The organism is Microcosmobacter mediterraneus (assembly GCF_031846265.1).
In the GTDB taxonomy this organism is placed as follows: domain Bacteria; phylum Bacteroidota; class Bacteroidia; order Flavobacteriales; family Flavobacteriaceae; genus Microcosmobacter; species Microcosmobacter mediterraneus.
Genome location: NZ_JAVRIA010000005.1, coordinates 49,301 through 61,944 on the forward strand (window position 1 = coordinate 49,301; position 12,644 = coordinate 61,944).

7 protein-coding genes and 2 tRNA genes are annotated in these 12,644 nt (G+C 34.3%); 8 read left to right on the forward strand and 1 reads right to left on the reverse strand.

Annotated features, from left to right (window positions below; all coding sequences use genetic code 11):
• The first annotated feature begins 281 nt into the window (after positions 1-281).
• The 4 genes from RM697_RS09750 (at position 282) to RM697_RS09765 (ending at position 8,983) form a co-directional block, all read left to right on the forward strand.
• On the forward strand, positions 282-3,179 hold the full coding sequence (locus tag RM697_RS09750; RefSeq protein WP_311427699.1) for a SusC/RagA family TonB-linked outer membrane protein: 2,898 nt from the start codon (positions 282-284) through the stop codon (positions 3,177-3,179).
• Between the two features lie 31 nt (positions 3,180-3,210).
• Positions 3,211-4,815 carry a RagB/SusD family nutrient uptake outer membrane protein gene (locus tag RM697_RS09755; RefSeq protein WP_311427700.1) on the forward strand — a complete coding sequence of 535 codons (1,605 nt, stop codon included), beginning with the start codon at positions 3,211-3,213 and terminating at the stop codon, positions 4,813-4,815.
• 14 nt (positions 4,816-4,829) lie between these two features.
• A complete protein-coding gene (locus RM697_RS09760; RefSeq protein ID WP_311427701.1) occupies positions 4,830-6,014 on the forward strand; it encodes a SusE domain-containing protein in 1,185 nt (394 codons plus the stop codon).
• A gap of 77 nt (positions 6,015-6,091) precedes the next feature.
• On the forward strand, positions 6,092-8,983 hold the full coding sequence (locus tag RM697_RS09765; protein ID WP_311427702.1) for an alpha-amylase family glycosyl hydrolase: 2,892 nt from the start codon (positions 6,092-6,094) through the stop codon (positions 8,981-8,983).
• A 165-nt stretch (positions 8,984-9,148) separates the two neighbouring features.
• On the opposite strand, the gene RM697_RS09770 is transcribed toward RM697_RS09765, so the two are convergent.
• Positions 9,149-9,230, reverse strand: a tRNA-Leu gene (locus RM697_RS09770).
• A gap of 103 nt (positions 9,231-9,333) precedes the next feature.
• On the opposite strand from RM697_RS09770, the gene RM697_RS09775 reads away from it, so the two are divergent.
• The 4 genes from RM697_RS09775 (at position 9,334) to RM697_RS09790 (ending at position 12,367) form a co-directional block, all read left to right on the forward strand.
• Positions 9,334-10,722: a dipeptidase gene (locus tag RM697_RS09775; protein ID WP_311427703.1), complete on the forward strand. Its 1,389-nt coding sequence runs from the start codon at positions 9,334-9,336 to the stop codon at positions 10,720-10,722.
• Positions 10,723-10,847: 125 nt separating this feature from the next.
• Positions 10,848-11,165 (forward strand): thioredoxin, encoded by a 318-nt coding sequence (gene trxA / locus RM697_RS09780; protein WP_230934216.1) that lies wholly within the window; start codon positions 10,848-10,850, stop codon positions 11,163-11,165.
• Between the two features lie 129 nt (positions 11,166-11,294).
• A complete protein-coding gene (locus RM697_RS09785) occupies positions 11,295-12,224 on the forward strand; it encodes a DUF58 domain-containing protein (RefSeq protein WP_311427704.1) in 930 nt (309 codons plus the stop codon).
• Between the two features lie 69 nt (positions 12,225-12,293).
• A tRNA-Asp gene (locus tag RM697_RS09790) sits at positions 12,294-12,367 on the forward strand.
• Positions 12,368-12,644 lie beyond the last annotated feature (277 nt).

Sequence of the window (12,644 nt, forward strand, 5' to 3'; positions counted from 1 at the left end):
TTTTAAATAGGAATTTCGATTTGGAAACTAAGCTAAGATACATTAAATTTGATTTTACAATCCTAACTTCACAATTTTTACATTACATAATTGATAAAATCACAATTATGACTCATTAATAATGCGTAATTGATATTTTACGGAAAGTTGTTAACACGAAAACGTTTTCGCCCAGTATTTACGTTGCATTAACGTAAAAATGATATAAATTTTACATAGATTTATCTCGAGAAGTGAAAATATAAACAATTAACTAAATCAATTAACATTAAAAATAGTGTATGAAAACATTTTTGAATAGCTTGCTTTTATTCGCGTTTTTATTTTCTAGTTCATTAATTGCTCAGACAGCAGTTTCTGGAGAAGTAAAAGATGAAGCAAGTAATTTACCGTTACCTGGTGTTAACATCATTGTGAAAGGAACAACTAACGGAACCTCAACAGATTTTGATGGTAAATACACCATAAATCTTAACACAGGAGATGTCGTTGTATTTTCCTATTTGGGTTACACCACAAAAGAGATAACGTATACTGGTGGAAGCACGTTAGATGTTTCTATAGCAGAAGATGTTGCTCAATTAAACGAAATTGTCCTTATTGGTTACGGTTCTACGACTAAGCAAGATGCTACAGGAGCCGTAGAAAAAGTATCTGATGAAGAATTTAACCGAGGAGCTATCGTAGCGCCACAGCAACTTATTGCTGGTAAAGCAGCAGGTGTAAGAATTACAACTGGTGGTGGTGCAGCAGGTGAAGGTGGTGAAATTAGAATTCGTGGTGGTGCGTCGCTTTCTGCAACAAACGATCCACTTATTGTAATCGATGGATTACCAATAGATCAACGTGGAGGAGCTCAAGGAAGTAGAAATGCTTTAAATGCTATAAACCCTGCAGACATTGCAGATTTTGTAGTTTTAAAAGACGCCTCTGCTACTGCTATTTATGGATCAAGAGCATCTAATGGTGTCATCTTAATCACAACTAAAAAAGGTAGAAGAAATCAACCTCTTAAGATTGAATATGGATTGCAAACATCTTTAAGACAAGTTACTAATACAGTAGATGTGCTTTCTGCAGATGAGTATAGAAGTTTACAATCGCAACCAGAATTTGACCCTTCTACTTTGGGTAATGCTAGTACAGATTGGCAAGATGAAATCTATAAAACTGCTGCAGGTGCAATCCACAACTTAACTGTATCAAAAGGTTATGAGACTTTTAACTTTAGAGCTAATTTTAATCATGCATCTCAACAAGGTCCATTATTAGGAGATTTGTATGAGAGAACAGGCTTAAATTCAGCTTTTGAAAAAAGATTACTGGATAATGACTTAAAGTTAACTTTAGTCACTAAAGCAACACACGAAGAATTTAATTACCCAAATGGTGGTGCCATTGGAGCAGCTGTTGCATTTGATCCTACTCAATCTGTAAGAGATGAGTTTGGAAATTATGTGCAATTAGGAGATCCATTAGCGCCAGCTAATCCAGTATTTTTATTACAGGAAAACCAAAATAAAAGTACAGTTAAGCGTCTGATAACTAATTTTAATGTAGACTATAAATTTTGGTTTTTAAAAGATTTAAGATTTAATCTTAATGCTGGTATGGATTATGCAGAAAATGATGGTGCAGAATTTAATCAACCTAATCCTAATAATGCCAATGCTTTTGCATTTAGAAATATATATTCTGGTTTAAACAGAAATACATCATTAGATTTTTATTTTAATTATAAATCTACACTAGAGTCCATCAATACTGTTGTTGATATAACAGCAGGATATGGTTTTCAAGAGTTTTATGTTCGTAGTAATATAGACCAAACCTCTGGACCAAATGTTACTGTAGATACAGACATTAACAGAAACGCTTTACAGTCTTTCTTTACCAGAGCTAGTTTTGATATTTCTGACAGATATTTACTATCAGCAGTATTTAGACGAGATAGAACCTCAAGATTTGCAAATAATCAATGGGGAACTTTCCCTGGAGCTTCTGTTGGTTGGAAAATTACTAATGAGAAGTGGATGGAAAATTCGTTCTTTTCAAATTTAAAGTTAAGAGCAGGTTGGGGTGTTACTGGTCAGCAAGAAGTTGGTCCTAGTTATGGAGCACTTGGTTTGTACACACCATCTAGAAACAACCAAGCTAATATTCAGTTTGGAACAGATAGTTCTGGTAACCCAATTTTTATTAACACTCTAAGACCAGAAGGATTTGACGAAAACCTTAAGTGGGAAGAAACTACACAATATAACCTTGCTTTAGACTTTGGTTTATTTGATAATAGATTAACAGGTACTGTTGATGGTTATTACAGAGAAACAGACGATCTTTTAGCCACAGTACCAGTTCCTGCTGGAGCTAACCTTACGGATTTATTATTAACTAATGTTGGTTCTACAACAAGTCGAGGTTTAGAAGTTAGTCTTAACGGAGTAATAGCTCAAGGCGAAAACTTTAATTGGGATACCAATTTCAATATTACTTTCCAAGAAAGAGAAATTACTAAATTAAGTTTAAGTGATGATCCAAATTTCTTTATCCAACAAGGCGGAATCGCTGGTGGTGTAGGTAACACTATTCAATTATGGAGACCAGGTTATGATCCAACAACATTCTTTGTATTTAGACAAGTTTATGACTCTAATGGTCAACCTATCGAAGGTGCATATGTTGATGTAAATGGTGATAACCAAATTACTGAAGCAGATAGGCAAGCATACAAGAAAGCGACTCCTGATGCATTTATCGGTTTTACCAATAATTTTGCGTATAAGAATTTTGATTTAAACTTTACATTTAGAGGGAGTTTTGGAAACTATGTTTACAATAACTCAGCATCTAGTTTAGGTAACTTAGCAACAGTTGTAGATGCAGCTGGTTCTTATCAGCCAAATGCTCACTCCAGTTATTTAGATACTAACTTTAGAAATCAAGAGTTGTTTTCAGATTTATATATTCAACGTGCAGATTTCATAAGATTAGATAACATATCACTAGGATACACTTTTGAGTTGTCTAAGACTACATTAAGAGCATCTTTAACAGGTACTAACTTATTTGTTATAACTGAATATGATGGGTTAGATCCAGAAATTTCTAATGGTATAGAAAATGGTTTTTACCCAAGAACTAGAGATGTTGTACTAGGTTTAAATCTTACTTTTTAAAATTATGAATACTTATATAATTAATAAAGCTATGATAACAAGAACAATTAAAATGGTATTAGTGGTCTTTACAAGTTTTGCATTAATGCAATCTTGTGATGATCGTTTCGACCTACAGCCAGAGGATGAACGTCTCACGGCTGATGCAGCTTTCGAAGATCCAGCTGCTTACAAGGAGTTCCTAGCAAAAATATATGCAGGTATATCTTTGAGTGGACAACAGGGTCCTGCTGGAGCACCAGATTTAGCTGGTTTAGATGAAGGGTTCTCAAATTATTTGAGACTCTATTGGAAGATGCAAGAGCTAACTACTGATGAAGCAATCATCGGATGGAATGATGGTACTATACAAGATTTACATGGCCAGATATGGACCTCAGGTAATGAGTTTATCAGAACCATGTATAGTAGATTAATGTACCAAGTAGCATTATGTAATGAATATTTACGTCAAACAACAGAAGCTAAGTTAGATGGTCGTGGTGTTGCTGCAGATTTAAGAGCTGAAATTCAGACTTACAGAGCAGAATCCAGATTTATGAGAGCGCTTACCTATTGGCATGCTATGGATTTATTTGCTAATCCTCCTTTTGTAACCGAAGATGATCCTATAGGAGCTTTTCTTCCACCACAAATTCAGAGAGCAGACTTATTTGATTTTGTAGAAACTGAATTATTATCAATTTTAGATGAAATGGCTGCACCAATGCAAAATGAATATGGTAGAGCTGATAGAGCTGCAGCATGGATGCTTTTAGCTAAACTATATTTAAATGCAGAAGAGTACACAGGTAATGCTCGATATAATGATGTAATCACTTACACAAACAACATCATTGGAGCAGGTTATACTGTAAATACTGGTATTCCATATTTTCACTCCTTTTTAGCTGATAATCACGAAAACGGAGCTGAGTCTGAAGTTATCTTTACTATTCCTTTTGATGGTTTAAGAACACAAGCCTTTGGAGGTATGACCTTCTTAGTTCATGCACCAGTTGGAGGTTCAATGAATCCAGCGGAGTATGGCATTAATGGTGGTTGGTTTGGCATAAGAACAACACCAACATTTGTAGAGCAATTTCCTGGAGAGGAAAATTCTGCTGATGGAAGGTCACTATTGTATACTGATGGTCAAAATAAAGATATTATGGAAGTTGGCCCTTTTAATCAAGGGTATGCTGTTTCAAAATTCAGAAATGTAGATGTGGATGGTAATCCTGGATCTGATGCTTCAGGAAATCATACAGATATAGATTTTCCTATGTTTAGATTGGCTGATGCTTATTTAATGTATGCTGAAGCTACTCTAAGAGGAGGAGGAGGAAGTGTTGCCACTGCTGTAGATTATATCAACGAATTACGTCTAAGAGCGTATGGCGATACTAGTGGTAATATTTCAGATACAGATTTAACATTAGATTTTATACTAGATGAAAGATCTAGAGAATTGTATTGGGAAGGACATAGACGAACAGATTTAGTACGTTTTGGTCAATTCTCAGATCAAGGTGTTTGGCAATGGAAAGGTAATGTTCAGCAAGGATCTACCACTGAAGCATTTAGAGATATCATGCCAATACCAGCAACAGACTTAGGTCTTAACACTAATTTATCACAAAACCCAGGATACTAAAAACTATTAATAACATGAAAAAATTATCAATTATAGGACTTTTCATCTTTGCCTTATTCAGCTTCAATAGCTGCGAAACAGAAGATGATGTAGTATTTGTAGTTAATGAAGCGGCATTTTCTTTTACCAATTCATTCTCTGCAGAATATGTATTAACACCGCAAGCTGCAGGTAACTTAGGCGAGCGTTTTACTTGGAATTCTCCTGCATTAGATGTTCCAACGAACATTTCGTATGAACTCCAAAAATCAATCTCTGGAGATTTTTCAGACATGGAAGTTGTAGGTACAACAAATGCTAATGAAATAGCAATAACTATTGGAGATATGTTAGGTTATGCTGCACAAGCAGGCTTAGACAATGATCCAGCTACACCTAATCCAGATACAGGTAATGTAAGTTTTAGAATTAAATCTTCAGTAGGAACTACAGGAGGTTTAGAAACATTCTCTGATGTTGCTGTGTTAACACTAAGATTACCAGAACAAACAACTACAGAAGAAGCTATATGTGATCTTGATCAATACTTTTTAGTAGGTGCAGCTGTTAAATTTACAGGATGGGATTGGGCAACACCGCAAAGAGCAGTATGTACAGGAACTAATGTGTATACAGTTAATGTTGACTTAGTTAACAATGTAGATGGAGATGGAAACTTTAGATTTTTCACTACTGAGACAGATTGGGGATCAGGAATCAACTATCCAGGATTTTCTGATGATGGATGGACAATAGATTCAATGTTTGAAGATGCTATGGATGGTGATAATAATTTCTTATTCACAGGACCTTCAGGAAAATATTTCTTAACCATAGATGCTCTTAATAAAACAATAACACTAGATAATCCTACACCACAAGGAACATGTGATTTAGATCAGTATTGGGCTGTAGGAGCAGGTTTACCAGATGCTGGTTGGGACTGGGCAACTCCAGTTCAGTTAATGTGTGAGGCAGATGGAGTTTACTCTGGTTGGGTAAATTACACTTCAGATGGCGATGCTAACTTTAGATTCTTTACTACTGCTACAGATTGGGGATCAGGAATTAACTATCCAGGATTTGCAGATGAAGGATATACCATAGACGCTAATTTTGAAAACGCCAATGATGGTGATTTAAATTTCAAATTTATCGGAACAACAGGGCAGTATTTTACAACTATTGATACTGTTGCTAAAACTATTACTTTAGAGTAGTCTATAGATTCTAAAATAAATAGAATTCACAAAAAAAGGCTATGTTTTTACATAGCCTTTTTTAAACTTTTTAAGCTATGAAAAAATTATTACCTCTTTTAGTATTTATGTTTTCATTTTATATTGGAGCCCAAGTTCAAAATGGAACTTTTACTATTAATCCTCCAGCATTTGATGAAGATGAAGAAATAACAATTACGGTTTCTGGAGTAGACCCTTCCATTTGGGGAACAACAGATGTTTATTTATGGGCTTGGTATTTTGATTCTAATGGAAATTTTGCGGACAACTCGCCAACCAATGGAGAGTGGACAAATTCTAGTGAAACACAAATAATGACTAACAATGGTGATGGTACATTTAGCTATACACTAACTCCCACGTTATTTTATGGAGATACTGGGATTTCCCAGATTGGGATGCTAGTAAAAGCTAAAGATGGTACAGGAGATAAAAAAACTCAAGATAATTTGGTTGCTGTTGGTAGAGTTAGAGTAGATTTAACATCACCAACAGATGATTTTGTACTGTTATCATCAGGGAGTAATTTATCAATATCTGGAACCATAAGCGAAGCAGGATCAACTACTGTCGCTGGTTCTTATGAAGTGTTCTATAATGATATTTCTGTAACTTCAGGAACTTGTGGATTTCCTACTTGTAATACAACTTTAACTAATATTACAGAAAGTGGAATTGTTCGTTTTGTTGGTACTCCTCCTGGATCAATGGACTCTGCTGAAGCTACTTTTCAAGTATTTATTATTCCAACAGTTACTGAGCAATCCTTACCAGTTGGTTTAAAAGAAGGTATTAATTATGGAACAGACCCAACTAAAGTAACGCTTGTACTAAATGCACCTGGAAAGGAATTTGTTCAAATAGCAGGTAGTTGGAACAATTACAATCCATCTAGTTCTGATGTAATGAGACGAGATCCAAGCACAGGAATTTATTGGTTAGAGATTTCAGGATTAACTTCTGGTCAAATAGAAACGTATCAGTACTGGGTTTTTGATACGAATCCAATTGCAGATTCACCAACTTTAGTAAAGGCAGCTGATCCTTACTCATCTTTAGTATTATCACCTTTTGATGATCCGTTTATTCCATCAAGTACTTTTCCAAACCTTCCAATATATCCAGATGGACAAGAGCGTGAAGTTACTGTGTTACAAACTGGGCAAACACCATATAATTGGGTCGTAGATAACTTCAATAAACCAAAAGAGGAAGATTTAATTATTTACGAAGTACTTGTAAGAGACTTTGATGCTGATAGAAATTATCAAGATTTAATTGATAGAATTGATTACTTCAAAGATTTAAAAGTTAACGCCATAGAGTTAATGCCTGTCATGGAATTTGAGGGTAACGAAAGTTGGGGTTATAATACCGCTTTTCATATGGCTTTGGATAAGTTTTATGGTACTCCAGAAAAGTTTAAAGAGTTAGTAGATGTTTGCCACCAAAATGGGATTGCAGTAATTTTAGATATAGCTTTTAATCATGCTTTTGGTCGAAACCCTTTAGTAAGAATGTGGATGGATGATCCTGATGGTGATGGTTGGGGAGGACCTGCAACCAATAATCCTTATTTTAATGTCTTTCCAACACATGCTTTTAACGTAGGTAGTGATTTTGATCACAGTAATCCTTTGACTAGAACCTATGTTAAAAATGTAATACAGTATTGGATTGAAGAATATAAAATTGATGGTTATCGTTGGGATTTAACAAAAGGATTTACCCAAAATTGCGGTAATGGTACTTTTGATGGAGATTTTGGTTGTACCCAAGTATATCAGCAAGATAGAATTGATGTTTTAAAAGAATACGTAGACCATACTTGGTCTATAGATCCAGATCATTATGCCATTTTTGAGCATTTAGGTAATGATGATGAAGAAAGAGAATGGGCTAATTATCGTTTAAATGAAGGTAAAGGCGTAATGATGTGGGGAAAAATGACAGACCAGTATAACCAATTGACTATGGGCTTTTCATCAAATACTAATTTTGATAGAGTTGGTCATCTAGCGCACTCAGGGTTTAATGGGAAACGAGTTATTGGTTATCCAGAAAGTCATGACGAGGAACGTTTAATGTATAAGAATTTAGAGTTTGGAAACAATTCTACAGGTTCTCATAATGTCAGAAATTTAGGCACAGCATTATCAAGAATGTCAGCTTTAGGAGCAGTTTCTGTTTTGGTTCCTGGTCCAAAAATGATTTGGCATTTTGGAGCTTTAGGAATGGAGAATTCTATTTTCACATGCAATAGTGGTATAGTAAATCTTCCTGGAGGTAATGATGGCGACTGTAAATTAGATACAAAGCCACAACCTCAATGGGTAAATAATTGGCTTGGTGATGTAAACAGAAAGAAAATATATGATGATTGGTCTAGAATGCATACTTTAAAAATAAATGAACCTGTTTTTGAAGGTGATTATGCCATCAACTCAGGAGGTTTATTACCAAGAATTTACGTATTTGATAATACGCTACCTTCTAATGAATTAAGAAATGTTGTGATCCTTGCTAACTTTGATGTTTTAGCACAGAATATCACACCAGATTTTCCATTTACTGGAACTTGGTATGATTTAATGGATGAAAGTGGTTCTACTTCAATTAATGTTTCATCTACCACTGCAGCTATTAATTTACAGCCAGGTGAGTTTAGAGTATATGGAAATCAACCTGCTGATGCATTAAGTATTAATGAGTTTGAAAATAGTAGTTTAACATTGTATCCAAATCCAGCAACTACATCGTTTACCATTGATGCTTATGTAAGTTCATTAAATGTATTTGATATCACTGGTAAGTTAGTGAAATCGTTTACAGGTAATTTTGATAGATATTCAGTATTTAAAATCGAAGATTTAAATCAAGGTGTTTATTTAGTAAAAGCTCAAAATAATGAAGGTGCTTCAAAATCGAGTAAACTTATTAAGCTCTAAGTTTTTGTAGTGCTTTAAAAATAAAAAAGCTTCTCAATATTGAGAAGCTTTTTTTGTGCGGGCGGAGAGACTCCCTTCGACTACGCTCAGGATAAACTTCTCGTCTCTTGAGTATTACAAAAAAGAAAAACGTCTCTCGAAATGAGAAACGTTCATGTTTTTTTGTGCGGGCGGAGAGACTCGAACTCTCACACCTCGCGGCACTAGATCCTAAGTCTAGCGTGTCTACCAATTCCACCACGCCCGCAAAAGGATTGCAAATATAAACAATACTTTCAATATTCAAATAGCTTTTATTTAAGAAATTGAGTACACTATTTTGTATTTTTGAATAAACTAAAATAAGATAAATGAACACGGTAAAAGACTATATAAAAACTCATAAAGAACGTTTCTTAGAAGAGTTAATTCAACTTTTAAAAATACCTTCTATAAGTGCAGATTCAGCTTTCGAAAAAGATGTATTATTAACTGCTGACGTTATTAAATCGAGCTTAGAAGAAGCGGGTTGTGATCGAGTTGAAATTTGTGATACACCTGGTTATCCAATTGTATATGCAGAGAAGATTATTTCCAATGATTTACCAACCGTTTTAGTTTATGGCCATTATGATGTACAACCACCAGATCCATTAGAGTTATGGACGTCACCTCCATTTGAGCCAGTAATTAAACCAACAGAAGTTCATCCGGAAGGTGCTATTTTTGCTAGAGGTTCATGTGATGATAAAGGGCAAATGTATATGCATGTTAAGGCCTTTGAGTATATGATAAAAGAAGATAAGCTGCCTTGTAATGTGAAATTTATGATAGAAGGTGAAGAAGAAGTTGGTTCGGAAAGTTTAGCTTGGTTTGTGCCAAGGAACAGAGAAAAGCTGGCTAATGATGTTATTTTAATTTCTGATACAGGGATGATTGCTAATGATATTCCATCCATTACAACAGGGTTAAGAGGATTGAGTTATGTTGAGGTTGAAGTTACAGGTCCTAATCGCGATTTACACTCTGGATTATATGGTGGTGCAGTTGCAAATCCTATTAATATTTTAACTAAAATGATCGCTTCGCTTCATGATGAGAATAATTATATTACCATTCCTGGATTTTATGACAACGTAGAAAATCTTTCTAAAGAAGAACGTGCAGAAATGGCAAAAGCACCTTTCTCCTTGGAAGCTTACAAAGAGGCTTTAGATATTGATTCGGTTTATGGTGAAAAAGGGTATACAACAAATGAAAGAAATTCAATAAGACCAACTTTAGATGTTAATGGAATTTGGGGAGGATATACTGGCGAAGGTGCAAAAACAGTTATTGCTAGCAAAGCCTATGCTAAAATCTCTATGCGATTAGTGCCAAATCAAGATTGGGAGGGGATTACTCAATTATTTAAAACTCATTTTGAAGTTATTGCTCCAAAAGGCGTTAAGGTTAAAGTAACACCTCACCATGGTGGACAAGGCTACGTAACTCCAATTAATACTATTGCTTATAAAGCAGCAAGTAAAGCTTATAAACAAACGTTTGGTAAAACACCTATACCACAAAGAAGTGGTGGAAGTATTCCTATTGTATCTTTGTTTGAAAAGGAATTAGAGAGTAAAACTATTTTAATGGGCTTTGGACTTAATAGTGATGCAATTCATTCACCAAACGAACATTTTGGTGTTTGGAATTATTTAAAAGGTATAGAAACCATTCCATGGTTTTATAAATATTTTACAGAATTAAAAACGTGAAAACGATAATAAATCAAACCAATCTTCCCATAAACAAAACATATAGTAGTATTGTAAGCTTTGGCAGAATTTTTGACTAATATTGCATATTAACTAGAATTAAAACTCAAATTAAATAAAATATTATGGCATTAGAAATAACAGATGCAACGTTTGAAGAAACAGTATTAAAGAGCGATAAACCAGTTATGGTAGATTTTTGGGCAGCTTGGTGTGGACCTTGTAGAATGGTTGGACCAATTATTGATGAAATAAGTACAGAATATGATGGGAAAGCTGTAGTAGGTAAAGTAGACGTTGACGCTAATCAAGAGTTTGCGGCTAAATATGGCGTAAGAAATATTCCAACAGTGTTAGTATTTCAAAATGGAGAAGTAGTAGGAAGACAAGTAGGAGTTGCACCAAAAAACGCTTACACTGAAGCTATAGATTCATTATTATAGAAATAGATTCTAAAAGAAATGATAAAAGGTTTGTCTTATTGGCAAACCTTTTTTAGTTTGTACATTGTAATAATTCAAATATAACAATCTTCCATTTAGGAAGAAGGTGCGTTAGCTACAGAAGGGCTTATGAGTTTACAATCAGAATTAAATAAAATAGGAGGCTTTAAAAACCTAGAACTTTTAGCTAAGCAAGTTGTAGAGGGCTTTATTGCAGGTATGCATAAGAGTCCTTTTCATGGGTTCTCTGCAGAGTTTGCTGAGCATAAAATATATAATCAAGGCGAGAGTACACGACATATTGATTGGAAGTTATTTGCTAAAACAGACAAACTTTATACAAAGCGTTATGATGATGAAACCAATCTAAGGTGTCATATTGTATTAGATAATAGTGCTTCAATGCATTATCCTAAAGTTGAGTCATTTTCTATACAAGACCTTAATAAAGTCGGATTTTCAGTACTAGCATCAGCTTCATTGATGCAAATATTAAAAAAGCAACGTGATGCTGTAGGCCTAAGTATTTACAGCAATACTTACGATTATTACGCACCAGAGAAAGGTAGTGATCGTCATCATCTTATGCTATTAGATCAGTTGTCTAAAGCGGTTAGTAATACATCAACGAGTGCATCAACTGAGACCTATACTTATTTGCATGAGATTGCCGAAAAAATTCACAGACGCTCATTAATTTTTGTGTTCACCGATATGTTTCAGACCACAACTGAAGATGATAAATTGTTTGAGGCTCTAAGACATTTAAAACACAATAAGCACGAAGTTGTTTTATTTCATGTTTTTGAGGGTAATAAAGAACTTCAATTTAATTTTGATAATAAACCTAAACGTTTTATTGATGTTGAAACAGGTGAGCATATTGATTTATATGCTCATAATATCAAAGAAAATTATACAAACGCAGTAAAAGCTTTTTTTGACGATATTAGAATTAAATGCGGCCAATACAGAATTAAATACGTTGAGGCTGATATTACAAAAGGGTTCGATAGTATACTAACAACTTACATGATAGAGCGTCAGAAGTTTTTATAGTAATAAAAATATCTAAAATATTTGTGATATTAAAAATCGAATGTATATTTGCCCTCGCAATAACGCAACGGTCTGGTAGTTCAGTTGGTTAGAATATCTGCCTGTCACGCAGGGGGTCGCGGGTTCGAGTCCCGTCCAGACCGCAACTATTGCAAGAAGCTCTGAGAAATTAGAGCTTTTTTTACACTACAATATAGTTGTGTTGTTTATTTCAGTTAATACTGAAATAACGTTGTAAGTTATCGAATAGATACTTACCAATGGAAAGCTTTCCTTTTTTTACATTGTAAAAATTGGGATGCTTTTTTGTTTTATAGCAATAATGCTCAAGTACACAGCATTTTTATACTCTATATGAGTAATATTTTAACTTTAATCAGAGACAACAATAACCCATTAATTTGGTACTTTCATAATAAT